The organism is Variovorax sp. Root473 (genome assembly GCF_001426505.1).
In the GTDB taxonomy this organism is placed as follows: Bacteria; Pseudomonadota; Gammaproteobacteria; order Burkholderiales; family Burkholderiaceae_C; genus Variovorax.
In genome coordinates this window covers 37,912-62,018 of sequence record NZ_LMEV01000004.1, presented here as the reverse complement: position 1 = coordinate 62,018, position 24,107 = coordinate 37,912, and the positions used below count along the sequence as shown (strand labels likewise).

Sequence of the window (24,107 nt, the reverse complement as noted above, 5' to 3'; positions counted from 1 at the left end):
AAAAGAACGGAGACAAAAACCCATGACGAACATCGACAAGATTCCCCGCCGCGGCTTGCTGGCGCTGGCCATGGTGGCCACCAGCGCGCTGGCGATCGGCCTCGCCGCCACGCCGGCGCACGCGCAGCAGGACTACCCCAACAAGCCGATCCGCCTCGTCGTGCCTTTCACGCCCGGCGGCGTGACCGACACCGGCGCGCGCGTCGTGGCCGAACGCCTCGGTGCGCGGCTGGGCCAGCAGGTGGTGGTCGACAACCGGCCCGGTGCCTCCGGCAACATCGGCACGCAGATGGTCGCGGCCGCCGCGCCCGACGGCTACACGCTGGTCCTGGGCTTCGACGGCACGCTGGTCATCAACCCGCACGTGTTCGCGAAAGTGCCGTTCGATACGGTGAAGGACTTCGTGCCCGTCAGCAAGATCGGCGATGCCGTGCTCGTCATCGTCACGCATCCGTCGGTGCCCGCGAAGACCTTGCCCGAGCTGATCGCGTACTCGAAGAGCAACCCGGGCGGCTTGTCGTACGGCAGCTCGGGCACGGGCGGCACGCCCCACGTCGCCGCCGAAATGCTCAAGGTGAAGACCGGCGCCAACTTCATCCACGTGCCCTACAAGGGCGGCGGCCAGGCGATGACCGACGTGGTCGGCGGGCAGCTGCCGATGCTCTACACCGCCGTGGCCGGCGCACTGCCTTTCATCGAGCGAGGGCAGGTGCGCGCCATCGCGATCTCCAGCGCGCAGCGCCTGCCGTCGCTGCCCCAGGTGCCGACGGTAGGCGACACCGTGCCGGGCTTCGAGGCGAGTTCATGGATCGGGCTGCTGGCGCCCGCCAGGACGCCGCAGCCCATCGTCGAGCGCATCCAGCGCGAACTGCATGCCGTGGTCAACGAGCCGGCGGTCAAGGAGCGCCTGGCCAAGCTCGGCATCACGTCGGTCGGCAACACGCCGGCGGAATTCGCGCAGCAGATCCAGGCGGACCTGAAGAAGTACGCGGAGGTCGTGAAGGCCGCCGGCATCAAGATCGAGTAAGGCGTTCACCGAGGTCCGGTGAACGCACCGACCCACGCGCCAACGCGGCGCGCCCGCTCAGGGCCGGATCTGCGTGACCTTCGCTCCCTGCAGCGAGGCGCCAGCCTCCAGCCCCACGTTGGTCATCACGAAAGCGACCACGGGCTGCCGGAAGGTGCTCGTGTCGATGACGCCGTTGGCGCCGTAGCGTGCGAGCGCGACGGTCGCGTCGGCGCCCACCGTCCAGCCGCGGCTCTGGCGGAACTTGTCCAGCGCTTCCTTCGAATTGAACACGTAGAAGACGGCCTTCGACTGCGCACCGGCCTGGAAGCCGATCGAGCCGGCGGTCGTGCTGTAGTAGGCCTGCGTGCGGCCACCCGTGCGCAGCGCGCCGCGGCCGTATTCGGCCCCCACGCCAAGGCTGCCGCCCACGACGGAAGGAAAGACCAGCACGCCCTGGGCGCCCGCGACGAGCGCGCGCGAGCCGGCGACGGTGTCATGGAGCCGGGACAGCGACGCGTCGACCTGGGCGTCGATGGCCGAGGGCGAGGAGGCCGGGACGCCGCTCGTCGGACCGGAAGGCCGGGTGACCGTGCAGCCGGCCACGGCAAGGGTGGACGCGATGGCCGCGGCTGCAAGCAGGCGGAAAGGTGCGACGTGCATGGCAAGTCCTCCAGGTAAGAAAAGGAAAGGCGAAAAGGCGGTTGAACCTGCGAGGTCTGTCAGGCCTCGACGGGTTGGGAGATGCCGCACAGCGCCTCGGTGGCCGGCTTGGCCTTGCGCTCCTTCACCGCGACATCGGCCAGCGCCAGGATGCCCACCAGCCGTTTGTCGCGATTGACGATGGGCAGGCGCCGGATCTGGTGCTCGGCCATGAGCTGCGCCGCGTGGTCGACGGCGTCGTCCTCGTAGGCCCAGCGGATGCCGTCCGACATGACATCGCGCACCTTGGCCTGGCCATCGTGCCCCTCGGCGATGCCGCGAATGGCAATATCCCGGTCCGAGATCGCGCCGATCATCCGGTCGTTCTCGCCCACGGGCATCATTCCGAAGTCGCCGTCGCGCATGCGCTGCGCGGCCTGCGCGATGGTGGCGTCGGGACTGATGACCTCGACATCGCGGGTCATCACAGCGTTGACTTTTCGCATTTGGAATCCTTTGAAAAACAGGTGGGGCGGCCGAGGGCCGCGACGGGAGTTCGGTGCGCACAGCGCAGCTACAGGTCTAGTCTTCTGTGCCAGGCGATCTGTAGGACAACCACCGAAAAGCCGGTGATGCAAAGCAAACGCATGGAGGCATGACCTGGCGCCGTGCGAGCGCTGACCCACACCGCCACCGGGACACGTCGTTTTTCCTGGGCGGCTTGCGTGACGCTGGTGGTCGCCCACGGCGACGCCATGGGGTCGGCTATTGCGGGGTCTGATGGTGCAGGGCCAGCCGCCACGCTTCGCCCTGCTTCACGTAGGTCGAGCTGCACAGGGCGCGGTAGGGCGCGCCGTCGTCTCGCGATGCCACCACCGCGTAGACCAGCACGGCCGTGTCGTCGGCAGGCCTGAGGAGTTGGCGCTTCTCGAAGTTGGCCTGCGCCCAGCGGTTGCCTGAGCGGATCGACGCGAGCGTTGCCGCGCGATCGAGCACGCCCGCGGGCGCGGGAAACACCATCAGCGCTTGCGCCGCCAGGTGCTGTTCGTAGAAGTCGGCACCCGCGGACCAGAACTGTTCCTCGGTGCGCCACAGCGTGTCATCGTCCATGTGAACCTCTTGCGTGGGTTGCTCCCTGTCGTCGGTGGGGTTGCGCGGCCGTGCCGGGCCGGGCTCGATGTCCCTGCGCCACACCGCCACGTCGCGCGCCGTCATGGCGCTGGCGGGCGTGAGGCGTCCGTCCACGTAGCCGGCCTGCTCGACGTCGTGCAGGTATTGCTCGCGCGACAGCAGCGTGCCCGCGCACACATGGCGCTGCGAGGGCGCAGGCGGTCCGCGCATTTCTTCGGTGAGGCGCTCGACCAGCCGGGCCATCACCCACGCGGGAATGCGGTGACGCTCGCCGGGATAGATGTAGCCGAACAGCGTGAGGTGCGTCAGCAGCACGCGCCAGTGCGCGCCGAACCGCTCCAGCAGGCTCGTCCAGTCGAGCCGCTCGGCGCGGGCCAGCAGCAGGTGGGCGATGTCGCCGCCGTCGTAGCGCTCGCGTTCCATGATGAAGGCCTTGGACAGCAGGTTGTCCTCGACATTGGCCACATGCACCGGCACGCCGAGCACCTCGGCACGGCAGTTGCCGTGGAACCAGCGCTTGTCGACCGGCGTCACGCCGTTGCCCGAATTGAAGATCAGGTCGATGAACGCGTCACCGTCGTACACCTTCGCGAGCCAGTGCGGATAGGTGAGCTCCGTGCGCCAGCCGTGCTGCTGCATCAGCGGCGCGATGCGCTCGAAGTCCTCGCGCAGGATGAACAGGTCCAGGTCCTTCGTCACGCGGCGGATGCCGGTGTAGCAGGCCAGCGAGAAAGCACCGCCCACCAAGAACGGAATGCCCGCATCGCGCAGCGCGCGCAGGCTGCGCCGATAGAAGTCGGCCACCTGGGGAGGGACTTCTTCCTCGAGCGACGGGGCGAGCGTGGGGGTCGATGGCATGCTTGAAAGGTGGCGCGGCCGTGCGCCGCGACGCCAAAGCGAAAGGCCTCATCGTGCGTCGGCAGGCGCCTACAGCCGCTGCGGGAGGAGGCCGATGACGGCCGCGCGCGGCGGGGTACAGGCTGGTCGCCACCCCTGCAACCCAACCGCCGAACCCGCCATGCCCCATCCCAAGTCGCCTACCCACATCCGCTTTGCCGCCGTTGGCGACATCCACGTCCGCAAGGACACCGACGGCACCTTGCGCAGCCTGTTCGCGCAGGCCGACGAAGAGGCCGACGCGCTGCTGCTGTGCGGCGACCTGACCGACTACGGCATGCAGGAAGAGGCCCACGTCCTGGCCGACATGCTGGGCGGCGTGCACATTCCCATCGTCGCCGTGCTGGGCAACCACGACCACGAATCGGGCACGCCCGAGGTGGTGGCCGACGCGCTCACGCAGGCCGGTGTGCGCGTGCTCGACGGTTCGGTGTGCGAGATCGAAGGCGTCGGCATTGCGGGCGTGAAAGGCTTCGGCGGCGGGTTCGGGCGCGGTGCGCTGGGCGCGTGGGGCGAGCCGATCATCAAGCTCTTCGTGCAGGAGGCGCTGAACGAAGCGATGAAGCTCGAGTCGGCGCTGGCCAAGCTGCGCACGCGGCAGCGCATTGCATTGCTGCATTACGCGCCGGTGGTTGGCACGGTCGAAGGCGAGCCCGTGGAGATCTTTCCGTTTCTGGGCAGCAGCCGGCTCGAAGACCCGCTGGTGCGTTATCCGATCGACGCCGTGTTCCACGGCCACGCACACCGCGGCACGCTGCAGGCGCGCACGATCAATGGCGTGCCGGTCTACAACGTGGCCAAGCCGCTGCTGCAGCGCAGCCGGCCCGACGTGGCGCCATTCTTCCTCTACGAACTGCCGCGCGAGCCGGCGGGGGAGCACGCGCCGGTCACCACGTAGACCTTCGGCCGCACGACGCCCCCGACCGCGCGGGGCACAAGCCCTGCGTCTTCCGCACGGTCAGCCAACCGATGGTGAAGCAGCGGCGACCCGCTGCGGGTCAGTTGCCGGTCGCCCGCAGGAACGGAAAGCGTGCGTCGAGCGATGCCACCTCGGGCAGCACATAGACCGCGCGGCCACGGCGCGAGAACATGGGCTTGACGTGCCGGTCGTAGAACGCCTCGGGCACGTTGATGCATCCGTACGAGATGCGGTTGTCGCTCGCGGTGGCGGAGGCGAGGCGCTGCAGCCGCTGCTCGCTCTTGTTCGTGGCGCGCACGCGGTGCATCGAGATCGCGGCGTCGTAGTCGACCCAGGTGATGTCCTCGCCCGAGGTGTTGGTGCCCGGTTCGGCGTTGAAACGCCCCGCCGGTGTCGTGCGCTCCTCTGCACGGATGTCGGCCATGGGCCGCGTGCCGATGCCCGGAACCGAATCGTCGCCGCGCGCCAGGCCGAGCAGTACGGGCGTCGAGGCGGTCATGCGTCCGGCGTGATCGAACAGGTACAGGCGCGCGGCCGTCTTGTCGATCACGGCAAAGGGTTGCGACGCGTTGTCGCCGGCGGCGACGGCTGCTTGTGCGAATTGTTCGGCCGCAGCGCGGGGTGCGGCACTGGCGGGCTGCATGGGCAACCCCGCCAGCGCCGCGGCCAGCACCAGCCCTGCGAACGACGCGGCCGCCTTCCGCGGGGCCGCGTGCTGCGCCGGGGCGAGTGCGGGAGGCCGCCCGCCGGGCTCAGTTCCGGTCGGCACGCGCGGGCCGCGGGTCGTTGGCGGCCATGGATGTCGAATCGCTGCTCGGCGCCGGCGTGTTCATGCTGCTCGAACCCGTGCTGCCGGTGCTCGGCTGCGACGACATGGTGCTGCCGCTTTGCGTGTTCTGCGGCGTCGTGCCGGTGGTGCCCATCGGCCCGCCGGCGGGGCTTTGCTGCCCGGCCCCTGTCGCGGGATTCGGGGGAGCGGTGGTGGGCGGATTGCCTTGGGCGAATGCAACGCCTGCGGCGACGAGGGCGCCGGAAGCCAGGAGCGTGGAAAGACGTGAGAGGGTCATGGTGATCTCCAGGGAAAAGATGCCAGCTGCCGAGCGCCGGATTGCGAATCTCATGGCTGACCTTGCGCAGACTAGGCACGTCGAGGCGGCGTGTTGTCAGGGATGGGCGTCCTGCAGCGTAGGAAACGCAGTACGTGGACGCACGTCGTTTCGGTCGCGCGAGGCGAGGCCGACAGCCGGGGTCGGTCTCCTCCCACATGCGCGCACGAGGCACGGGACCACAAAAGAGCTTCTCTCTGTCTTTTTACGATGCCAAGGAGCCGAGATGGCAAACCCCGATCCCCGAATGAACGACGCGACCGGCAACGACGAGGGCCGCGAAACCCACCCCAACCCGCCCGCCGATCACAACAAGGCCGGCCACCAGCCCCTCACGCCGCGCAACGAGCCGCGGCGCACGCCGGAAAGCCGGCACGACCGCGAAAGCCAGGTGGGCAGCGGCAACCAGCACCAGTCCCGCCGCAGGGGCGGTACCCCATGAGTGCGGCGGCGGGTGCGCGTGCGTCGTCGCTCGTGCCCGTCGGCACGACCGCGGTGACGCATCGCACGGTGCAGATCGATGGCGTCGAGGTGTTCTACCGCGCGGCGGGGCCGGTGAGCGCGCCCGTGCTGTTGCTGCCGCACGGTTACCCCTGTTCCTCGTTCCAGTTTCGCGCGCTGATGCCCGCACTGGCGGATCGGTGGCGCGTGATCGCGCCGGATTTCCCGGGCTTCGGCTACAGCGGAACGCCGAAAGACTTTGCCTACGACTTCGATGGCTACGCGCACTTTCTCGACCGATTCGCCGTCGCGCTCGAGTTGCGCCGCTATGCGCTGTACCTGCACGACTACGGTTCGCAAATCGGCCTGCGCCACGCGATCCTGCGCCCGGGACGAATCTGTGCGCTGATCATCCAGAACGGCGACATCCACGAAGACACCCTGGGGCCGAAGTACGCGGCGATCCAGGCCTACTGGAACGACCCGAGTCCCGCGCACCTGGAGGTGCTCGAGCGCGCCGTGAGCGAAGAAGGCTTTCGCCACGAGTTCGTCGGCGAGGTGTCGTCGCGCGTGGCGCCGCGGCTCGCGCCCGATCTCTGGCGCCTTCACTGGCGGCTGATGGACACGCCCGCGCGGCGCGGCATTGCACTGGACCTCATGAAGGGATTGAAAGACAACCTCCAGTGGTTCGGGCGCTACCAGGAGTACCTGCGCACCTTCCGACCACCGACGTTGATCGTGTGGGGGCCGCAGGACGGCTACATGCCCCTGGAGGCCGGGCGCGCGTACCTGCGCGACCTGCCCGATGCGGAGTTCCACGTCTTCGACGACGGCGGCCACTGGCTGCTCGAGACGCACCTGGCGGAGCTGCTGCCGCGGCTGCGCGACTTCCTCGGGCGACACTTGCCCGCGCCGGCGGATGCGCCGGCCCGGACAATCGAGGGCGTGCCGGTATGAGCGCCGCCACCATTGCGCGCGTCTGGCGCGGCCGCGTCGCGCGGGACCGCGCCGACGCCTACGAACGCTACCTGCAGGTGGAAGGCATTCCGCCGCTGCGCAAGACAGCCCTGGCGGTGCAGTTGTTCCGCGAGGACCACGCCACCGAAACCGAGTTCGTCACCACGTCCTACTGGCCCGACGTGGCCGCGATGAGCGCGTTCACGGGCGGTGACCCGAACGTGGTGCACCACCTGCCGCGCGATGCGGAGTTCCTGATCGAACTGCCCGAGCGGGTCGAGGTGCTGCGCATCGTCGTCAACACGTTCGCCTGAAAAGAACGCAGCGCACGCGAGGCGACAACACGGCGCTTTCCTACAGCGCGTTGCTGTGGCCACCGATGCGACCGCGCGGCCAGGGGCGCGACACCTCGCACACGCACGAGAAAACATGCACGACAAAGGAACCACGCCATGAACCGAACCTCCACCTCTGCAAGGCAGCAGGCCCGAAACGACGATCGGGAGAATTCGCGCGTGTTCGTCTACGGCGCGTGTGTCGCGCTGCTGGTGTTCATCGGCGCGCTGCTGTATTTCTACGCGACCGATCAACGCGGCGAAGGCCCCCCGACCGAAGCCGCGCCGCCCGCGATGCAGCAGCAGGCGCCGCAGGGCGCAGCGCCCGCGGCCCCGGCCGCGCCGGCAGCGCCCTCCAGGTAGGGCCGCCCTGCATGGCTGCAGCGCGCAAACGGGGTGCCTCGCCACAGCACAAACGCCCGCCCGCGAAGGCCGCGTCCCTCGCGATGGACACCGCGAACGGCGCCACGGGCCTGCTCATCGTCGACATGATCAGCGCCTGGGATTTCCCGGACGCCGACAAGTTGCTGCCCGCTGCGCTGGCCATCGCACCGCGCATCGCGGCGCTGCGCCGCCGCTGCAAGGCGCGGGGCGTGCCGGTGATCTACGCGAACGACAACCGCGGCCGGTGGCGCTCCGATTTCGCGGCGCAGGTCGAGCTGTCGATGGGCAGCGGCGCGGGGGGGGCGCGCATCACCGCCGAACTGCTGCCGGAAGCCGACGACTACTTCGTGCTGAAGCCGCAGCAGTCGGCGTTCGTCGCCACGCCATTGGCGCAACTGCTGGGCGTGCTCGGTGTGCGGCGCCTGATCGTGACGGGCGTGGCGAGCGACCAGTGCGTGCTCAGCACCGCCACCGACGCGCGCATGCGCCAGCTCGACGTGCTGCTGCCGCGCGATTGCATCGGCACGCAGACCGCGCGCCGCCAGTCGATCTTTCTGGCGCAGTGCGAACTGGCCTTCGGCGTCCCGACCACGCCAGGCGCACGCATCCGCCTGCCGGCCGCGAAAGGACGAAGCGGGTCGTGAGCTTCTTCGTGCACGCGTTGCTTGCTTCACCTGAGCGGTGGCGTGCGCTGGTGGGCACGGCGCCCGGCGCCATCACGGCCGCCCAGGGCTTGCACGCGCTGCCGTCGGCGCGGCAGCCACGCGCCCACGCGCGAGACCCAGCGCAGCACATGGAAGACGATGAAACTGCCCAGCGGCGGCCATCGGTTCCACAGCGGGAGCGTGTCCTGGCGCACGGGCCGGCAGCGGGTTTCGAGGGAGGCGAGCCGCGCCGCCACCTCGGCATTGAACGATCGGCTGACCACGACCGCGTTGGCTTCCATGTTGAGCGCCAGGCTCAGCGGATCGAGGTTGCTGGAGCCGACGGTGGCCCAGCCATCGTCCACGATCGCGATCTTGCCGTGCATGGGCCGGGCGCAGTACTCGTGCACCTCGACGCCCGCGCGCAGCAGGTGGCCGTAAAGCAGCCGCGCGGCAAAGCGCACCGACTTCATGTCGGGCATGCCCTGCAGGAAGAGCTTCACTTCCACGCCGCGCCCCGCCGCGCGGCACAAGTCGCGAAAGAGCCGGTAGCCGGGGAAGAAGTAGGCGTTGGCGATGCACACGCGCGAGCGCGCGGTGCGAATCGCCTGCCGGTAGATCTTCTCGATGCCGTCGGGCGAGGCCTTGTCGTCGCGCGCCGCGAACAGCACGGCGGCGGAGCCGGCTGCCAGGCTGGATGAGCCGGCCATGCCGTCGATGGCACCGATGCCCGCGGTGCGCGCCATGAACCCGCGGATGCGCGCGACGATCGGACCGTGCAGTTCCACCGCGTAGTCCTGCTTGGCCATCTCGCCGAAGTCCAGCAGCTGGTCGGCGCAGAAGTTGATGCCCCCGACGAAGGCCACGGCATCGTCCATCACCACCAGCTTGCGGTGCATGCGCCGCAGCAGGTTCAGCTGCTGGCCGAACAGCGAGCGGCCGGGATCGAAGATGCGAACCTGCACGCCGGCGCCGGTGAGCCGGCCGAAGAAGTCCTCGGAGAGCCCCGGCGAGCCGAAGCCGTCGATGGTGAGCACGGTGCGCACGCCGCGCCCGGCACAGGCGCACAGCGCGTCGCACAGCGCACGGCCGACCTTGTCTTCTTCGAGGATGAAGGTTTCCAGCAGGGCCACGTGCCGGGCCTGGCCCAGGGCCTCGAAGACGCGTGGAAAGAATGCGTCGCCGTTCTCCAGCAGGCGCGCCGCGTTGCCGTGGGTCCAGTCCGAGCGCTTCACGTCGTGCGTCCGGGGCTCAGTGCCGGTGCTTGAAGTACTGCACTTCGCGCTCGTGCCGCTGCGCGTCTTCGCGCGAGTCGAAGGTGCCCAGGTTGCGGCGCTTGCCCGTCTGTGGGTCGACCTTGCGGGCGTAGAGGCGGTACTGGCCGGATGCGAGTTTGCGGATCATCGGAAGCTCCTTCCTGAAGACGATGCCGGCCGGCAGCAGGCCGGATCGGCAGGGTGTCGTCACGACGCTAGCGCAGCGTCGCCACCGCCGTGTCAGGCCAAGCGCACCCTGCGGGTCGGACGTGGCGACGCCGCTGTTGCGGGGTGTTGCGGCCTGCGCGGTGCGCCGCCATGCGGGCACGGAGCTTTCCTACATCGATTTTTTTCGACGGGCGCCATCGTGCGGTTTCCGTTTCCCTTTCGGATCAGTCTTTACTTCCTTCAACCCATGGAGCCCACGATGCCCACGACCCGACGCAACGAACCCGATGCCTGCAGCCTTCTCGACACCGACCACCGCCACGTGAAGAAGATGTTCAAGACATACGGCGAACTGGCCGAATCTCGCGCAGCCTCTGCAGAACAGAAGAAGCGCGAGCTGGCCAACGAGATCTGCATGGAGCTCACCATCCACGCGCAGATCGAGGAAGAAATCTTCTACCCCGCACTGCGGGCCGCCATCAAGGAAACCGACCTGCTCGACGAAGCCGAAGTGGAGCACGCGAGCGCCAAGGAACTGATCGCTCAGATCCAGAACGCCACCGAGATCGACGAGAAGTTCGACGCCAAGGTGATCGTGCTGGGCGAATACATCGACCACCACGTGAAGGAAGAGCGCAACGAGATGTTCGTGAAGGCACGCGCGGCGCGCGGCCTCGATCTCGTGGCCATGCGCGAGCAGCTCGCACAGCGCAAGGAAGAGCTCATGGAGGAGTTCGGCGCAACCGCCTGACGCGGGCGCCATGTGGCGGTCACGCGCGAACGCGGGCGGTGGCTCGCGGAAGAAGACGGGCTGCGCGTGCTGATCACGCGGCGCCCGTCGGCGCTGCTGCGCGGCGATCGGGCGCTGGCCTGACGGGCCTCAGCCCAGAAGACGCGGCGCCGCCTGCACGACGAGCGCACCGAGCACGCCCTGCGCCGTTGCGCAATGCCACAGCAGCCGCGTGTTGTCGAGGCTGGCGCGCGCCACGGGCTGCAGCTTGCCGCGCCACGAGCGCGCCAGCACGAAGCCGCCTGCAAACAGCAGCACGGCGGCATGGAAAGCCTCATAGCCCAGCAACATGCCGACGCTTGCGCTCCAGGCCTGGTCGGTCGGGTCGAGGCCCGCCATGCGGTGGCTGGCGAGACCGACCGCCACTGCCCCCAGCGTGCAGCACAGCGCCAGCACCGTGAGCCAGCGCAGCGCACGCTGGCGCTGCGGCCGCGCATCGCCGAGCAGGCGGCCGGCCCACGCGACGCCGCCCGAACCGGCCAGCCACAGCAGCGCGCAGAGCAACGGCCATTGCAGCGCGGGCAGCGCGGCGCCCGGCGGCGGGCAGACTTCTGCGGCCATCGCCAGGTGCAGGTGGGCGAACAGCAGCGAGATGAAGATCGTCATGTCGACCGCCACGAGCACGACCATCGCCCACCACGAATGCGAGTCGCGCCCGGTCGCCACGACCGGCAGGCGCACGCCATGCCCGACATCTGCGGTCAGCGCGGGCGGGGCCTGGTCGGCCTCCCACAGCCACCGGAGGATGGCGACGATCGCCAGCACGCCGCACGCGGAAGCCGCCACCGTCTGCGACACCGTCAGCAGCAAGAAGAAGCCGGCCGTGCCCGCCGCCGCCACCACGGGCAGCCACCCGTCGGTGGGCAGGCGCAGCAACTGCATGGGCCGTGCGGCGCGCAGGCTGGTCACCAGCGTCTCGCGCCCGCCGAAGACGGAGCCCGGCAGCCAGTGGCGGCCGTCCTCGACCTCCTGGGGCAACGAGGGCTGCTGCCACAGCGGGTAGCGCGAATCGACCTCGGGAATGCTGCGCACGCCATAGTCGCGCGGAGGCAGCCATTCGAGCGTGCCCGCGCCCCAGGGGTTGCCGTGGTCGCGCTCGGGGCGGCGCATGGTGCGCAGCACATCGATGAGGAACAGCAGCACGCCGGACGCGAGCACGAAGGCGCCGAGGGTCGACGCCAGGTTCAGGCCATTCCAGCCCAGGTCGCCCGCATACGTGACCACGCGGCGCGGCATGCCGAGCAGGCCGGCGATGTGCATCGGAAAGAACGCCAGGTTGAAGCCGCCGAACATCAGCCCGAAGACCCAGCGCCCGGCGCGCTCGGACAGCCGGTGCCCGTTGAACACCGGCGCCCAGTGGTAGAAGCCCGCGAACAGCGGAAAGACCATGCCGCCGATCAGCACGTAGTGCAGGTGGGCTACGATGAAGTAGCTGTCGTGCGCCTGCCAGTCGAAGGGCAGCACGGCGACCATCACGCCCGTGAGCCCGCCCAGCACGAAGATGAAGTGGAAGCCCAGCAGGAAGAGCGTCGGCGTATGCAGCGTGACGCGGCCGCGCCAGAAAGTGGCGATCCACGCGAACACCTGCAGCCCGCTCGGGATCGCGACCACGAAGCTGGCCGCCGACACCAGCACCATCGGCACGCCGCCCAGCCCCGCCGTGAACATGTGGTGCGCCCACAGCAGGAAGCTCACCACGCCCACGCCGATCAGTGCCACCACCACGGCGCGGTAGCCCACGAGCGGCGTGCGCGCGCAGGTGGCGACCATCATCGACACCATGCCCGCCGCGGGCAGGAAGATGATGTAGACCTCGGGGTGGCCGAAGAACCAGAACAGGTGCTGCCACAGCAGCGGATCGCCACCGCGCGCGGGCATGAAGAAGGGCCATCCGAAGGCGCGCTCGATCTCCAGCAGCATCGTGGCCGCGATCACGGCGGGAAAGGCGAACACGATCATCAGCGCGCTCACCAGCATGGCCCACGCGAAGACCGGCATGCGCATCAGCGTCATGCCCGGCGCGCGCGTGAAGAGAATGCCGATGATCAGCTCGATGGCTCCTGCGATGGCCGAGATCTCGATGAAGCCGATGCCCAGCAGCCACCAGTCGGCACCGCGTCCCGGGGAGAACTCCTTGCCCGTGAGCGGCGGGTACATGAACCAGCCGCCATCGGGCGCCGCGCCGAAGAAGATCGTGCAAAAGAAGACGATGCCGCCGATGGCGTAGGTCCAGAAGGCATAGGCCGACAGGCGCGGGAACGGCAGGTCGCGCGCGCCGAGCATGCCGGGCAGCAGGTACACCGCCACCGCCTCGACGATCGGCACCGCGAACAGGAACATCATCACGGTGCCGTGCATCGTGAAGAGCTGGTTGTAGGTGCGCGCGTCGACCAGGTCGTTGTCGGGCACGGCCAGCTGCGTGCGCATCACCAGCGCGAGCACGCCGGCGAGCACGAAGAAGAGCATGGCCGTGGCGATGTAGAAGCCGCCGATGTGCGTGTTGTTGACGGCCGAGAGCAGCCGCCAGCCGCGCGGCGCGCGCCATGCGCGCTCGAGCGCTTCGCGGTCCGGGTCGACGGGGGCGGGGGCGGTGGATGCGTTCATTCGAGGTGGCCGAGCCAGTCGGCAATGGACCGCAGCGTGGCGTCGTCGAGGCGTGTGTGCGACGACGGCATGCGCGCGCCGGGCTTCAGCGCCTGCGTGTGGGCGACCCAGGCAGCGCGCCCGTCGGCGTCGTTGGCCACGGTGCCCGCGCCCAGGTAGAGCCGGCTGCCGACGTGCGTGAGGTCGGGGCCGAGGCGGCTGGTGGCGCTCACGCCCCGCACCGTGTGGCAGGCGTCGCAGCGGTGGGCCAGGAAGGCCTCGCGCCCGCGTGCGAGTGCGGGTGACAGCGCGCCGGCCGGCGGGGCGGGGCGGGCCTGCGCCGCGAGCCAGGCGTCGAACTCGGCAGGCGCCTGCGCCACCACGTGCAGCGCCATGCGCGCGTGCTGCTCGCCGCAGTATTCGGCGCACTGGCCGCGCCACACGCCGGCCCGGTCGGCCTGCAGCCGCAGGTGCTGCACGCGGCCCGGCAGCATGTCCATCTTGCCGCCGAGCGCGGGGATCCAGAAGCTGTGGATCACGTCGGCGCTGCCCAGGCCGAAGTACACGGGGCGGCCGACAGGGATGCGGATCTCGTTCGCCGTGACCACCTCCGCGCCCGTGGCGGGGTCGCGGTAGCGCACCTCCCACCACCACATGTGGCCGGTGACGCCGACGATGAGCGCGTCCTTCGGCGGCACGGGCTGCCACGGCGGGCGGTGCCATTCGCTGTACGCGAACAGCGCCGTGAGCACCACGACCGGAAACACCACGCCGCCGCCCAGAAGCCACAGCCGCACGTTCAGCGTGCCTTCGCGCCGGCGCACCGCCACCACCAGCAGCGCCATCACGCCGAGCAGAATCAGCGCCGCGCCCGCGCTGAGCAACCCGGTCACGCCCAGCAGCGCGTCGGCGACGGGGCCGGCCGCGTGCAGTGCCGACTGGGGCGTGGCGCCTGTCATTCCAGTGCCAGCAGGTAGGCCGCCATGTCGCGCGCGTCGCTGGACGAGACGCCCATCGCAGGCATGGTCGTGCCGGGCACGAGCGAGGCGGGGTCGGCGATCCAGCGCGCGAGCGTGTCGGGCCGGTTGGGCACGTGGCCCGCGATGTAGCTGCGCCGCCCGAAGGCCGCGAGCACCGGGCCGGTGGTCTGCGGGCGCACGGCGGCCACGCCGGGGATGGCATGGCAGCTGCCGCACTGGTACTGCGCGAGCAGGCGCTGGCCCGACAGGCGCTGGGCCGAAGGCGCGTCGCCGTAGGGCAGGGGGCGTTCGCCGACTTCGCAGCCTCCGGCAAGCAAGGCAAGCACGAGAAACCCGGCGGCCGTGCGGCGGGAAGGCAAGGCGTGAGCGGCGCAACGAGCGGCGGCGGGGGCGGCCATGGCCGGATTCTGCGAGCGCGGACGCGGCCTGCGCCGACACGGCGGCGCGGGTGCGCGTCGGACAATGCCGCCAAATGGGGACGACCAGGACGTTTCTCCTCACCGTCGCGGCGCTCGGTGCGGCGGCGCTGGCGGGCGCTGCGTGCGTGGTGTTCGGCGGCCTGTACGACGTGGCCGCGACCACGCCGCACTACCAGCCCGTGCACACGCTGCTGGAGACCGCGATGCGCCAGTCGGTGCGCCTGCGTGCCCGCGACATCCGTCCCCCGTCATTGGACGACGCGCAGCTCGTGACGCGCGGCGCGGCCTGCTACCGCGCCAAGTGCGTGCAATGCCACGGCGCGCCGGGCGTGGCGCAGGGCGACATCGGCAAGAGCATGCAGCCGCTGCCCGGCCCGCTGGTGGATGCGCGCCAGCGCTGGCACGCGCGCGAGCTCTACTGGGTCACGAAGAACGGCATCCGCATGAGCGGCATGCCGGCCTGGGAATACCGGCTGTCCGACGACGACCTGTGGGCGCTGGTGGCGTTCCTGCAGCACCTGCCCGACATGACGCCGCCGCAGTACGCACAGCAGGCGCAGGCGGGCGAGGTGACGATGACGGCCGGTGCGTCATCCGGTCCGACGTGTGCAGCGGGGCCGCGGGCCAACGACGGCATTGGCGACAGCGTCAGGCGCGGGCAGCGGGCGCTGTCGCAGTACGCGTGCAATGCGTGCCACGTCATTCCCGGCGTCACGGGCTCGTCGCCGCACGTGGGTCCGTCGCTGGCCGGTGTCGCGCGGCGCGACATGATCGCCGGCCAGCTCGCCAACACCCCCGAGCACATGGTGCGATGGCTGCGCCACACGCACACCGTCGATCCGCGCACCGCGATGCCGGAGATGGGCGTGACCGAAGCGGACGCGCGCGACATCGCGGCCTACCTGGCCACGCTGGACTGAGCGGGCACGTGTCGCGCCCGGCGGTTCAGGCGGGGTCGAGCCCGGTCGGGAAATGCACGCCGCGCGTCGCAACCGCGGCAGCACGGGGCCGAACTGCGACGAAATCGCCGTGCCGCCGCCGTACGTGGTGCGCGTCAGCCTGGCGGGTTGAGCCAGGCGAGCATCCACAGCGCCATCGCGACCATCATGAGGTTCTCGGTCAGCGACACGAAGCCCAGCGGCACGTTGCTGCTGCCGCCGACGCAGGCGCACTTGAGTTCGCGTCGGTCGATGTACACGGCCTTGAGCACCGACACCGTGCCCACGCTCCCCATGAAGAGCGCCACGGGAATCGCCACCGCGTGCATCCGGCCCGCCGCCATCAGCACGCCGGCCAGCAGCTCCGCGAACGGATAGAGGTAGGCATAGAGCACGAAGCGCCGCGCCAGCAGGTCGTAGTTGAGGAACATGGTCGAGAAGCTCTCCACGTCCTGTAGCTTGAGCAGCGCCAGGATGCACATCGCAAAGGCGATGAACGAAGACAGCAGCTGCGGGCTCGCGAGCGTCTGGCCCGCGGCCAGCAGGCTCGCGCCGGCCATGAGCAGCGCCACGACGAACACCGCGATCACCGGCCGGTACGACGTCTGGCCGGGTTCGCGCACCGCGAGGCCGAAGTGGCGGCGCAGGTCGTCGTAGCCGCCGATGCGGCGACCGTCGATGAAAACCTGCGGCGTGGTCTTCACATGCTGCTCGGCCTTGAAGGCGTCGGTCTGCTGGCGCGTTGTCAGCCAGCGATCGTCGACTGCGTAGCCCTTGCGCCGCAGCAGGAAGCGCGCCTTCAGGCCGAAGGGGCAGGTGTGCTCGGGCATGACCATGCGGTACAGCGTGGCGGTCTTGTCGGTGGCGGCGTGGTCGGCAGTTCGGGTGGCCATGGGGAGCTCCGTCGTTCGGATCGATCGCCCGATTGGCGCGCGGAAGCGGCCGGCATCCTGTCGGACGATGTCATGTCTGCCTGACAGGACGAGAAGGACGAGAAGGACGAGAAGGACGAGAAGGACGAGAAGGACGAGAAGGACGAGAGCGCCCGGGGACCGCGTCGCCGACTTGCGGCCATTGGCGAACGAGGCCTACACCGCCCCTCGCGTTCCGGTGAAACCTTGGGGTCCTGGGTGAACGCCATGCGCAAATCAACGAAATCCACAGCGATCGGACGTCTCGCGATCGGCGTTCTCGGCGTTGCAGCACTGGTGGCCGGGACGGTCGCCGCGCAGCCGGCCGACAGGCCTTCGCCGACGGCCAGGCCCCAAGTACAGCCCGACCCCGAGTTGCTCGTGAAGCCGCCCGATCATGGCAATCCCCGGCTGGTGAAGCCGGCGCCGGCCGACCGCGATCCGGGCCTGGTGAAAAAGCCGCCGGCCGACGCCAAGCCTGCCGGCGACAAGGCAACCAGGCCGCCTGCAGATGAGCCCGGCGCGCCCTCGCGCCAGGACGACTGCCGCGGCACTGCCGAGGACTGCAAGCAGAACTCCCCGCGCTGACGCGTGGACGACCGAAAGGACACGCCTTCCCATGAAATCCAAGATCCTCAACGCCGGCCCCGAGCGCACCATCGCACTCGTCTTCGAGACGGGCGACGAAGTGATTCCGCTGCTGGAGCAGTTCGCCAAGGCGAATGCGCTGTCGGCCAGCCGTTTCAGCGCCATCGGTGCGCTGCGCGGGGCGGTGCTGGGCTACTTCGACTGGGAACGCAAGGACTACGACCGCATCCCCGTCGGCGAGCAGGTGGAGGTGCTGTCCCTCAACGGGGACATCGCGCTCGATGGCGACCAGCCCACGGTGCATGCGCATGCCGTGCTCGGCCGGCGCGACGGCAGCACCGTCGGTGGCCATGTGCTGCAGGCCACCGTACAGCCCACGCTCGAGGTGCTGTTGGTCGAGTCGCCGGGCTACCTGCGCAAGACCTGCGACCGCGAGAGCGGGTTGGCGCTCATCGACATCGATGCCTGAGCGGTGCGGCCGGGCGTCAGCCCGGTGTGAGGCTGTGGCTCACTGGCACTGGAACAGCACGCCCGATTCGGCGGGCGCCTTGCCCAGCCACTTGGGATCTTGCCCCTTGGCGCTGCAGTAGTCCGAGGCCTGGGTGTAGGTCATGGCGCGCAGCACACCGTCGCGGAAGGGAACGATCTGGTTGGGCGGCGACGAGCAGCCGGCAATGACCAAAGCCAGGGGAAACAGAGTGATGCGCCAGTTCATCGGGCCATTCTAAAGAGGTCGCTCGCGCGGGGGTGCCTGGTGTCAGGAGGAGGGCGCATCGAGGGGCGCCGGCTTCTTTTTGCCCGGGCACGGGGCTATAGTCTGCGAGCACTGCTGCAGCCCCCTCCGCTCCCCAAAGGACGTTCGTGCCGGACTCTCTGACTTCCACGCTCACCAGTTATTACGACGCGGTGCCCTACGACTCGCACCCGTTCCCCCAGTCCGCCGTGGAGCACCTGGAAGCGCTGGCCTTCCTGTTCGGCCTCGATGCGCCATCGCCCCGCAAGGCGCGCGTCCTGGAGCTGGGCTGCGCTGCCGGCGGCAACCTGATTCCGTTCGCAGTGCGCCATCCCGAAGCGCAAGCCGTGGGCGTCGACCTCTCGCGCGTGCAGGTGGCCCAGGGCGCTTCGGCGCTCGACCAGGCGGGGCTGTCGAACATCGAGCTCAAGGCCTTCAACATCGCCGACATCGATGCGTCGTTCGGCCTCTTCGACTACATCGTCTGCCACGGCGTCTACAGCTGGGTGCCGGGGCCGGTGCAGGACGCGATCCTGCGCGTGTGCGACGAGAACCTGGCGCCCAACGGCGTGGTGTACGTGAGCTACAACGTGTACCCGGGCTGGAAGGCGCGCGAGATCGTGCGCGACGCGATGATCCTGCGCGGCGGCCCGCGCGACACGCCCGAAGAAAAGCTCTCGTACGCGCGCGGCATGCTCGAGTTTCTGGAGCAATCGGCACGGCCCGACAGTGTGCTGCGCAAGACGCTCGAAGAGACGATGCCGATCGTGCGCAACTCGGGCAACTATTACCTGCTGCACGAGTTCCTCGAACCCTGCAACGAGCCCTGCTATTTCAAGGAGTTCGTCGCGCGTGCCGAGGCCCGCGGGCTGGCCTACCTGTGCGACGCCGAGCCCTCGACCATGTTCGTGCAGAACTACGGCGAGAAGGTGCGCGACCCGCTGCTGCGCGAGTGCGGCGGCAGCCAGGTGATGATGGAGCAGTACCTCGACTTTCTCGTCAACCGCACCTTCCGGCAGACGCTGCTGGTGAAGCAGGGCAATGCCGCGAACATCCGCTACCGGCTCGAGGTTCCCCGCCTGCGCGCGCTGGAGTTCGCTGGCACCTTCCGCGTCGATGGGGGCGATGCGCTCGCCATCGACACCCGCGAGCAGCCCTGCACCGCGCTGCGCGACCTGAAGGTCACATTGCGGCTGCCGGCGCACAAGGCGGTGGCGCAGGCGCTCGATGCGAGCTATCCGTGTTCGATGTCGACCGAGGCGCTGCTGGCCGCGGTGGTGACGCTCACCGGCGAGGCCCACGCGGCGGTCGAACCCATCGTGCTCGCCATGCTCGAGGAGTTGCTGATCCTGGGCGCGCTGCGCATCCGGCGCACGCCGGTGCCTGCGGCGTCTGCCGTGTCCGCGCTGCCGCAGGTGCTGGCGCCGGTGCGCCGCGCGCTGGCCGGCGTGCCTGGGTCGCACGCCTTGCCAACGCCGGCCGTGGTCTGCAACCAGTGGCACGAGCCGGTGTCGCTCTCCGTGCTCGAGCGCAGCCTGCTGCCGCTGCTCGATGGGGCGCACACGCACGAGGCGCTCGCCGCTTTCCTGCTCGGCGAAGTGCGTGCCGAGCGCCTGCGCTTCCTGAAGGACGACCAGCCGCTGACCGACCCGTCGGCGCTCGGCGCTTTTGCGCAGGAGCAGGTCGCGCAGGCGCTGCAAGGTTTGCGGCGCAAGGCGCTGCTCACGGCCTGAAGGCCACACCGTTCACCCCTCCCTCATTCTTCATCCAACGCACAGAGGAGATTTTTCCATGCAGCAATTCAAGTGGACCCCCACCTTGCGCGCCGCCGTCGCGGTCGCGCTCACGTGGGCGGCGGCCAGCGGCGCACAGGCTGCGTCGCAGGCGCCGGTCGCGGCCGAGCACGGCATGGTCGTGAGCGCGCAGCACCTGGCCAGCAAGGTGGGCGTCGACGTGCTCAAGCGCGGTGGCAACGCGGTCGACGCGGCCGTGGCCGTGGGCTATGCGCTGGCGGTGGTCTACCCCGCGGCGGGCAACCTCGGCGGCGGCGGCTTCATGACCGTGCAGCTGGCCGACGGCCGCAAGACCTTCCTGGACTTCCGCGAGAAGGCCCCGCTGGCCGCCACGGCCAACATGTACCTGGACAAGGACGGCAACGTCATCAAGGGCCTGAGCACCAATGGCCACCTGGCCGTGGGCGTGCCGGGTTCGGTGTCGGGCATGGAGTACGCGCGCGAGAAGTACGGCACGATGAAGCGCGCCGACCTCATCGCCCCGTCGATCCAGCTGGCCGACAAGGGCTTTGCGCTGGAGCAGGGCGACATCGACATGCTGCTCACGGCCACCAACGACTTCAAGAAAGACCCGGTTTCCGGCGCGATCTTCCTGAACAAGGGCGAGCCCTTCGCGGTCGGCCAGAAGCTGGTGCAGAAAGACCTGGCGAAGACGCTGAAGGAAATCAGCGCCAAGGGCACCGACGGCTTCTACAAGGGCTGGGTCGGCAAGGCCATCGTGGCGTCGAGCCAGGCCGGCAAGGGCATCATCACGCAGGCCGACCTCGACCAGTACAAGACGCGCGAACTCGCGCCGGTCGAGTGCGACTACCGCGGCTACCGCGTGGTGTCGGCGCCGCCGCCGAGCTCGGGCGGCGTGATCATCTGCGAGATGCTCAACATCCTGGAGGGCTATCCGCTGAAGGACCTGGGCTACCGCTCGGCGGAGTCGGTGCACTACCAGATCGAAGCCATGCGCCACGCCTACGTGGACCGCAACAGCTACCTGGGCGACCCCGACTTCGTGAAGAACCCGCTCGACCGCCTGCTCGACAAGGGCTACGCCGCGAAGATCCGCGCGGCCATCGACCCCAAGAAGGCGGGCGTGTCGAAGGACATCAAGCCCGGCGTCGCGCCGCATGAAGGCAGCAACACCACCCACTACTCGATCACCGACCAGTGGGGCAATGCGGTCTCGGTGACGTACACGCTGAACGACTGGTTCGGCGCCAAGGTCACGGCCGACAAGACCGGCGTGCTGCTGAACAACGAGATGGACGACTTCACCTCGAAGGTCGGCGTGCCCAACATGTACGGCCTGGTGCAGGGCGAGGCCAATGCCATCGCCCCGGGCAAGCGCCCGCTGAGCTCGATGAGCCCGACCATCGTGTCCAAGGACGGCAAGCCGGTGTTCGTGGTCGGCACGCCGGGCGGCAGCCGCATCATCACGGCCGTGCTGCACACCATCCTGAACGTGGTCGACTACGGCATGAACGTGCAGGAAGCGGTGGATGCGCCGCGCTTCCACCAGCAATGGCTGCCCGACGTCACCAACGTCGAGACCTTCGCGATCAGCCCCGACACCCGCAAGATCCTGACCGACATGGGCCACAACCTGGGCGTGCCGCAGCCGGCCAACCACCTGGCGGCGATCATCGTCGGCGCGCCCTCGCTGGGCGGCAAGCCGGTGGGCGCGAACCGCTTCTACGGCGCCAACGATCCCCGTCGCAACACGGGCCTGGCCGCCGGGTACTGAACCTGCGGCACACTCGAAGGCGGTCGTGCCCCTGTCGGCACGGCCGCTTTTTTCATTTCCCATGCACCTGCAAGACATCCTCTATACCCAGGGCTTCGGCACCCGCCGTGTGTGCGCGGGCCTGGTCCAGCAAGGCCACGTGAGCATCGCCGGCGCGGCCGTGACCGACCCCTTCGCCGACCTCGACCCCGAAGGCCTGCTCTACACCGTGCAGGGCACGCCGTGGGCGTACCACGAGAAGGCCTACCTGATGCTGCACAAGCCGGCTGGCACCGAGTGCTCGCAGAAGCCCTCGACCTACCCGAGCATCTACACGCTGCTGCCGTCGCCGCTGCGGCTGCGGCCCAACAAGGGCGCGGTGCAGGGCGTGCAGGCCATCGGCCGGCTCGACCAGGACACGACGGGCCTGCTGCTGCTGACCGACGACGGCCAGTTCATCCACAAGATGGGCTCGCCCAAGCACCACGTGCCCAAGGTCTACGAGGTGACGGCCAAGCACCCGATCGACGAGGCGCAGATCGCGAAACTGCTCGCCGGCGTGGTGCTCGACGACGATCCGAAGCCCGTGCGCGCGGCCGCCTGCGAATCGGACAGCCCGCTGCACCTGCGGCTCACGCTCACCGAGGGCAAGTACCACCAGGTCAAGCGCATGCTGGCGGCGGTCGGCAACCGGGTCGAGGGCCTGCACCGCTCGCGCATCGGCGGCCTGGCGCTGCCGGACGACCTGGCGCCGGGGCAATGGCGCTGGCTCACGGCCGAGCAGGTGGCCCAGCTGCGGGCGCCCGTGCCCCGGGCCGCTTGACATAGGTCAAGGCGCGGGGTCCGACAGCGGGTGAGGGGGCGCCCGCGGTCAGCTGTTCGTCGGGTTCGACCGTTAAGATTGTTAACTCTCTCCCGGAACCTTCCCTTGCGACTCCCTGCCCGCCCGAACGGCCGCATCGCGGCCTTCCTGCTGTCCTGCCTGACAGCCCTGGTGACCCTCCCCGTCGCGGCGGCGCCGCCGGCCTCTCCACCGGTTTTTGTGCTCAATTCGCTGGACGCCAGCGTGAGCGTGATCAACCCGGTCGACTGGACCGAGAAGCAGCGCATTCCCACCGGCAAGGAACCGCACCACATCTACATGACGCCCGACGAAAAGTCGGTCATCGTGGCCAATTCGGCGGGCGATTCGCTCACCTTCCTGGACCCGCGCACGGCCGAGGTGCAGCGCGTGGTGTACGGGATCATCGACCCGTACCAGCTGCAGTTCTCGCGCGACATGAAGTGGTTCGTCACGGCAGCCAACCGCCTGAACCACGTCGACATCTACCGCTGGGACGGCAAGGACCTGAAGCTGGCCAAGCGCATCGCCACCGGCAAGACGCCCAGCCACATCTGGATCGACAACACCAGCACGGTGGCCTACGTCACCATGCAGGACAGCGACGAGCTGATCGCGGTCGACCTGCCGACGCAGACCGTGCGCTGGCGCCTGGCCACCGGCGCCATGCCGGCCGACATCTTCGGCGCCCACAACGACAAGACGCTGCTCGTGGGCCTCACCGGCAGCGACGGCGTGCAGGTGTTCGACGTGGCGGGCGCCCAGCCCAGGCTGGTCGGCAAGATTCCCACCGGCAAGGGCGCCCACGCCTTCCGCTCGGCCGGCGACGGCAAGACCGTGTTCGTGAGCAACCGGGTCGCCAACACCATCAGCCGCATCGACCTGACCACGCTGAAGGTCGTCGCCACCTACAACGTGCCGGGCGGCCCCGACTGCATGGACGTGTCGGCCGACGGCAAGACGCTGTACGTGACCTCGCGCTGGGCCAAGAAGCTCACGGTGGTCGATCTCGCGAGCCAGAAGGTCGTGCGGCAGGTCAACGTCGGCCGCTCGCCGCACGGCGTCTGGACGCTCGACCATGCGAAGCGGATCTGAGTTCGTGCGCGGGTGGCGTTTCGGCGGTGTCGCCTGTGCCGTCGCGGCGCTGGCCTGCGCCACCCTGCCGGCGGCCGGGGCACAGGAAGCCGCGGGCGCCCCCTGCGACAAGCCGGTCTACCTGACGCTGGACACCGGCCACATGGGCATCGCCCCGCTGGTGGCCGACGTGCTCAAGCGCCAGGACGTGCGCGTCACCTTCTTCGCCGCCGCCGAGCGCACCCAGACCGACGGCGACAGCCTGGACGACCACTGGGCGCCGTGGTGGAAGGCGAGGGCGGCCGAGGGCCACGAGTTCGCCTCGCACACCTACGACCACGCCTACTGGCGCGGCGACGCCAAGGGCACGCCGCCGAGCTTTCGCATCAGGCCGTCGGCCGGCCCGCAGACCGGCAAGGAGTCGGTCTGGAGCGCGGCCCAGTACTGCGCCGACATCCGCAAGTCGTCCGACCGGCTGGCCGCCATCACCGGCAAGAAGCCGCTGCCGCTGTACCGCGCGCCGGGTGGCAAGACCTCGCCCGCGCTGCTGGCGGCCGCCAGGGACTGCGGCTATGCGCACGTGGGCTGGTCGCCCGCCGGCTTCCTGGGCGACGAGTTGCCGAGCGAAACCTTCAGCAACCCCAAGCTGCTGGCCCAGGCGCTGGCGGGCATCCGCCCCGGCGACATCCTGCTGGCGCACCTGGGCATCTGGTCGCGCAAGGACCCATGGGCGCCCGCCAACCTCGAGCCACTGATCGTCGGGCTGAAGGCCAGGGGCTTCTGTTTCCGCACCCTGCGCCAGCATCCGGACTATCGCGCCTGGATCGCCTCCCACCCTTGAATCCTGGGTTGTCGCC

Annotated in this window: 28 protein-coding genes; 16 read left to right on the top strand and 12 right to left on the bottom strand. The window is 69.5% G+C overall.

The features are described from left to right. Nucleotides 1–22 precede the first annotated feature (22 nt). The gene (locus ASD34_RS04965; protein ID WP_056573606.1) at nt 23–1,027 is read left to right on the top strand and encodes a Bug family tripartite tricarboxylate transporter substrate binding protein; all 1,005 of its coding nucleotides are present in this window, start codon (nt 23–25) and stop codon (nt 1,025–1,027) included. Nucleotides 1,028–1,084: 57 nt separating this feature from the next. Here the strand turns inward: ASD34_RS04965 and ASD34_RS04960 are convergent, their stop codons facing one another. The 3 genes from ASD34_RS04960 to ASD34_RS04950 form a co-directional block, all read right to left on the bottom strand. After that, nucleotides 1,085–1,669, bottom strand: a complete 585-nt coding sequence (locus tag ASD34_RS04960; RefSeq protein WP_056573604.1) for a YSC84-related protein — start codon at nt 1,667–1,669, stop codon at nt 1,085–1,087. A 59-nt stretch (nt 1,670–1,728) separates the two neighbouring features. Then, the gene (locus ASD34_RS04955; protein WP_056573601.1) at nt 1,729–2,154 is read right to left on the bottom strand and encodes a CBS domain-containing protein; all 426 of its coding nucleotides are present in this window, start codon (nt 2,152–2,154) and stop codon (nt 1,729–1,731) included. A gap of 259 nt (nt 2,155–2,413) precedes the next feature. After that, nucleotides 2,414–3,637 carry a nucleotidyltransferase gene (locus ASD34_RS04950; RefSeq protein ID WP_162248688.1) on the bottom strand — a complete coding sequence of 408 codons (1,224 nt, stop codon included), beginning with the start codon at nt 3,635–3,637 and terminating at the stop codon, nt 2,414–2,416. Between the two features lie 160 nt (nt 3,638–3,797). On the opposite strand from ASD34_RS04950, the gene ASD34_RS04945 reads away from it, so the two are divergent. After that, complete coding sequence (locus ASD34_RS04945; RefSeq protein ID WP_056573598.1) at nt 3,798–4,574, top strand: metallophosphoesterase family protein; 777 nt, start codon at nt 3,798–3,800, stop codon at nt 4,572–4,574. 100 nt (nt 4,575–4,674) lie between these two features. On the opposite strand, the gene ASD34_RS04940 is transcribed toward ASD34_RS04945, so the two are convergent. Beyond that, on the bottom strand, nt 4,675–5,364 hold the full coding sequence (locus ASD34_RS04940) for a L,D-transpeptidase (RefSeq protein WP_056573594.1): 690 nt from the start codon (nt 5,362–5,364) through the stop codon (nt 4,675–4,677). Beyond that, nucleotides 5,348–5,662, bottom strand: a complete 315-nt coding sequence (locus ASD34_RS04935; protein ID WP_056573592.1) for a hypothetical protein — start codon at nt 5,660–5,662, stop codon at nt 5,348–5,350. Before ASD34_RS04935 ends, ASD34_RS04940 begins: the two co-directional genes overlap by 17 nt. A 265-nt stretch (nt 5,663–5,927) precedes the next feature. On the opposite strand from ASD34_RS04935, the gene ASD34_RS04930 reads away from it, so the two are divergent. The 5 genes from ASD34_RS04930 to ASD34_RS04910 all read left to right on the top strand — a co-directional run bounded on the left by ASD34_RS04930 (nt 5,928) and on the right by ASD34_RS04910 (nt 8,462). Then, the gene (locus tag ASD34_RS04930; RefSeq protein WP_414929864.1) at nt 5,928–6,143 is read left to right on the top strand and encodes a hypothetical protein; all 216 of its coding nucleotides are present in this window, start codon (nt 5,928–5,930) and stop codon (nt 6,141–6,143) included. After that, nucleotides 6,140–7,099, top strand: a complete 960-nt coding sequence (locus ASD34_RS04925; RefSeq protein WP_056573586.1) for an alpha/beta fold hydrolase — start codon at nt 6,140–6,142, stop codon at nt 7,097–7,099. Before ASD34_RS04930 ends, ASD34_RS04925 begins: the two co-directional genes overlap by 4 nt. Continuing rightward, nucleotides 7,096–7,413: a hypothetical protein gene (locus ASD34_RS04920; RefSeq protein WP_056573583.1), complete on the top strand. Its 318-nt coding sequence runs from the start codon at nt 7,096–7,098 to the stop codon at nt 7,411–7,413. The genes ASD34_RS04925 and ASD34_RS04920 overlap by 4 nt, the downstream gene beginning before the upstream one ends. A 138-nt stretch (nt 7,414–7,551) precedes the next feature. Then, nucleotides 7,552–7,797, top strand: coding sequence for a hypothetical protein (locus tag ASD34_RS04915; RefSeq protein ID WP_157609632.1), 246 nt, complete (start codon nt 7,552–7,554; stop codon nt 7,795–7,797). 83 nt (nt 7,798–7,880) lie between these two features. Then, on the top strand, nt 7,881–8,462 hold the full coding sequence (locus tag ASD34_RS04910; RefSeq protein WP_235509978.1) for a cysteine hydrolase family protein: 582 nt from the start codon (nt 7,881–7,883) through the stop codon (nt 8,460–8,462). 26 nt (nt 8,463–8,488) lie between these two features. Here ASD34_RS04910 and clsB read toward each other — a convergent pair whose 3' ends face one another. Then, complete coding sequence (gene clsB, locus ASD34_RS04905; RefSeq protein ID WP_056573575.1) at nt 8,489–9,697, bottom strand: cardiolipin synthase ClsB; 1,209 nt, start codon at nt 9,695–9,697, stop codon at nt 8,489–8,491. 16 nt (nt 9,698–9,713) lie between these two features. Then, entirely contained in the window at nt 9,714–9,866 is a 153-nt protein-coding gene (locus ASD34_RS27825) for a hypothetical protein (RefSeq protein WP_157609631.1), read from the bottom strand. Nucleotides 9,867–10,145: 279 nt separating this feature from the next. Here ASD34_RS27825 and ASD34_RS04900 point away from each other — a divergent pair, with 279 nt between their 5' ends. After that, nucleotides 10,146–10,637, top strand: coding sequence for a hemerythrin domain-containing protein (locus ASD34_RS04900; RefSeq protein ID WP_056573573.1), 492 nt, complete (start codon nt 10,146–10,148; stop codon nt 10,635–10,637). A gap of 129 nt (nt 10,638–10,766) precedes the next feature. Here the strand turns inward: ASD34_RS04900 and ctaD are convergent, their stop codons facing one another. From ctaD to ASD34_RS04885, 3 genes are read right to left on the bottom strand one after another with little or no spacing between them, the layout of a single operon-like run. After that, a complete protein-coding gene (gene ctaD, locus ASD34_RS04895; RefSeq protein ID WP_056573570.1) occupies nt 10,767–13,280 on the bottom strand; it encodes a cytochrome c oxidase subunit I in 2,514 nt (837 codons plus the stop codon). Continuing rightward, nucleotides 13,277–14,218: a c-type cytochrome gene (locus ASD34_RS04890; protein ID WP_056573567.1), complete on the bottom strand. Its 942-nt coding sequence runs from the start codon at nt 14,216–14,218 to the stop codon at nt 13,277–13,279. Before ASD34_RS04890 ends, ctaD begins: the two co-directional genes overlap by 4 nt. Further along, a complete protein-coding gene (locus ASD34_RS04885; RefSeq protein ID WP_157609630.1) occupies nt 14,215–14,637 on the bottom strand; it encodes a c-type cytochrome in 423 nt (140 codons plus the stop codon). The genes ASD34_RS04890 and ASD34_RS04885 overlap by 4 nt, the downstream gene beginning before the upstream one ends. Nucleotides 14,638–14,711: 74 nt before the next feature. Here ASD34_RS04885 and ASD34_RS04880 point away from each other — a divergent pair, with 74 nt between their 5' ends. Continuing rightward, nucleotides 14,712–15,578 carry a c-type cytochrome gene (locus ASD34_RS04880; protein WP_056573561.1) on the top strand — a complete coding sequence of 289 codons (867 nt, stop codon included), beginning with the start codon at nt 14,712–14,714 and terminating at the stop codon, nt 15,576–15,578. A 134-nt stretch (nt 15,579–15,712) separates the two neighbouring features. Here ASD34_RS04880 and ASD34_RS04875 read toward each other — a convergent pair whose 3' ends face one another. Further along, nucleotides 15,713–16,489 carry a MauE/DoxX family redox-associated membrane protein gene (locus tag ASD34_RS04875; protein ID WP_056573558.1) on the bottom strand — a complete coding sequence of 259 codons (777 nt, stop codon included), beginning with the start codon at nt 16,487–16,489 and terminating at the stop codon, nt 15,713–15,715. 246 nt (nt 16,490–16,735) lie between these two features. Between ASD34_RS04875 and ASD34_RS27430 the strand changes: the two genes are divergently transcribed. Both ASD34_RS27430 and ASD34_RS04865 read left to right on the top strand, forming a co-directional pair. Beyond that, a complete protein-coding gene (locus ASD34_RS27430; RefSeq protein WP_157609629.1) occupies nt 16,736–17,095 on the top strand; it encodes a hypothetical protein in 360 nt (119 codons plus the stop codon). Between the two features lie 31 nt (nt 17,096–17,126). Further along, nucleotides 17,127–17,564, top strand: coding sequence for a PPC domain-containing DNA-binding protein (locus tag ASD34_RS04865; protein WP_056573552.1), 438 nt, complete (start codon nt 17,127–17,129; stop codon nt 17,562–17,564). 39 nt (nt 17,565–17,603) lie between these two features. On the opposite strand, the gene ASD34_RS04860 is transcribed toward ASD34_RS04865, so the two are convergent. Then, the gene (locus tag ASD34_RS04860) at nt 17,604–17,810 is read right to left on the bottom strand and encodes a hypothetical protein (protein ID WP_056573549.1); all 207 of its coding nucleotides are present in this window, start codon (nt 17,808–17,810) and stop codon (nt 17,604–17,606) included. Nucleotides 17,811–17,956: 146 nt separating this feature from the next. Between ASD34_RS04860 and ASD34_RS04855 the strand changes: the two genes are divergently transcribed. The 5 genes from ASD34_RS04855 to ASD34_RS04835 all read left to right on the top strand — a co-directional run bounded on the left by ASD34_RS04855 (nt 17,957) and on the right by ASD34_RS04835 (nt 24,091). Next, complete coding sequence (locus tag ASD34_RS04855; RefSeq protein ID WP_056573546.1) at nt 17,957–19,561, top strand: methyltransferase regulatory domain-containing protein; 1,605 nt, start codon at nt 17,957–17,959, stop codon at nt 19,559–19,561. Between the two features lie 58 nt (nt 19,562–19,619). After that, nucleotides 19,620–21,356: a gamma-glutamyltransferase gene (gene ggt, locus ASD34_RS04850; protein ID WP_056573543.1), complete on the top strand. Its 1,737-nt coding sequence runs from the start codon at nt 19,620–19,622 to the stop codon at nt 21,354–21,356. 61 nt (nt 21,357–21,417) lie between these two features. Continuing rightward, on the top strand, nt 21,418–22,158 hold the full coding sequence (locus ASD34_RS04845) for a pseudouridine synthase (protein ID WP_056573541.1): 741 nt from the start codon (nt 21,418–21,420) through the stop codon (nt 22,156–22,158). Between the two features lie 105 nt (nt 22,159–22,263). After that, on the top strand, nt 22,264–23,271 hold the full coding sequence (locus ASD34_RS04840; RefSeq protein ID WP_056573536.1) for a YncE family protein: 1,008 nt from the start codon (nt 22,264–22,266) through the stop codon (nt 23,269–23,271). Then, nucleotides 23,255–24,091, top strand: a complete 837-nt coding sequence (locus ASD34_RS04835) for a polysaccharide deacetylase family protein (protein ID WP_056573532.1) — start codon at nt 23,255–23,257, stop codon at nt 24,089–24,091. Before ASD34_RS04840 ends, ASD34_RS04835 begins: the two co-directional genes overlap by 17 nt. Nucleotides 24,092–24,107: the final 16 nt, after the last annotated feature.

Coding starts and splice junctions, on each gene's coding strand:
- ASD34_RS04880 (WP_056573561.1), top strand. CDS start 14,712: ATGGGGACGACCAGGACGTTTCTCCTCACCGTCGCGGCGCTCGGTGCG.
- ASD34_RS04920 (WP_056573583.1), top strand. CDS start 7,096: ATGAGCGCCGCCACCATTGCGCGCGTCTGGCGCGGCCGCGTCGCGCGG.
- ASD34_RS04965 (WP_056573606.1), top strand. CDS start 23: ATGACGAACATCGACAAGATTCCCCGCCGCGGCTTGCTGGCGCTGGCC.
- ASD34_RS04865 (WP_056573552.1), top strand. CDS start 17,127: ATGAAATCCAAGATCCTCAACGCCGGCCCCGAGCGCACCATCGCACTC.
- ASD34_RS04910 (WP_235509978.1), top strand. CDS start 7,881: ATGGACACCGCGAACGGCGCCACGGGCCTGCTCATCGTCGACATGATC.
- ASD34_RS04875 (WP_056573558.1), bottom strand. CDS start 16,489: ATGGCCACCCGAACTGCCGACCACGCCGCCACCGACAAGACCGCCACG.
- ASD34_RS04845 (WP_056573541.1), top strand. CDS start 21,418: ATGCACCTGCAAGACATCCTCTATACCCAGGGCTTCGGCACCCGCCGT.
- ggt (WP_056573543.1), top strand. CDS start 19,620: ATGCAGCAATTCAAGTGGACCCCCACCTTGCGCGCCGCCGTCGCGGTC.
- ASD34_RS04935 (WP_056573592.1), bottom strand. CDS start 5,662: ATGACCCTCTCACGTCTTTCCACGCTCCTGGCTTCCGGCGCCCTCGTC.
- ASD34_RS04835 (WP_056573532.1), top strand. CDS start 23,255: ATGCGAAGCGGATCTGAGTTCGTGCGCGGGTGGCGTTTCGGCGGTGTC.
- ctaD (WP_056573570.1), bottom strand. CDS start 13,280: ATGAACGCATCCACCGCCCCCGCCCCCGTCGACCCGGACCGCGAAGCG.
- ASD34_RS04860 (WP_056573549.1), bottom strand. CDS start 17,810: ATGAACTGGCGCATCACTCTGTTTCCCCTGGCTTTGGTCATTGCCGGC.
- ASD34_RS27825 (WP_157609631.1), bottom strand. CDS start 9,866: ATGATCCGCAAACTCGCATCCGGCCAGTACCGCCTCTACGCCCGCAAG.
- ASD34_RS04950 (WP_162248688.1), bottom strand. CDS start 3,637: ATGCCATCGACCCCCACGCTCGCCCCGTCGCTCGAGGAAGAAGTCCCT.
- ASD34_RS04955 (WP_056573601.1), bottom strand. CDS start 2,154: ATGCGAAAAGTCAACGCTGTGATGACCCGCGATGTCGAGGTCATCAGT.
- ASD34_RS04925 (WP_056573586.1), top strand. CDS start 6,140: ATGAGTGCGGCGGCGGGTGCGCGTGCGTCGTCGCTCGTGCCCGTCGGC.
- ASD34_RS04945 (WP_056573598.1), top strand. CDS start 3,798: ATGCCCCATCCCAAGTCGCCTACCCACATCCGCTTTGCCGCCGTTGGC.
- ASD34_RS04960 (WP_056573604.1), bottom strand. CDS start 1,669: ATGCACGTCGCACCTTTCCGCCTGCTTGCAGCCGCGGCCATCGCGTCC.
- ASD34_RS27430 (WP_157609629.1), top strand. CDS start 16,736: ATGCGCAAATCAACGAAATCCACAGCGATCGGACGTCTCGCGATCGGC.
- ASD34_RS04915 (WP_157609632.1), top strand. CDS start 7,552: ATGAACCGAACCTCCACCTCTGCAAGGCAGCAGGCCCGAAACGACGAT.
- ASD34_RS04900 (WP_056573573.1), top strand. CDS start 10,146: ATGCCCACGACCCGACGCAACGAACCCGATGCCTGCAGCCTTCTCGAC.
- ASD34_RS04885 (WP_157609630.1), bottom strand. CDS start 14,637: ATGGCCGCCCCCGCCGCCGCTCGTTGCGCCGCTCACGCCTTGCCTTCC.
- ASD34_RS04890 (WP_056573567.1), bottom strand. CDS start 14,218: ATGACAGGCGCCACGCCCCAGTCGGCACTGCACGCGGCCGGCCCCGTC.
- ASD34_RS04930 (WP_414929864.1), top strand. CDS start 5,928: ATGGCAAACCCCGATCCCCGAATGAACGACGCGACCGGCAACGACGAG.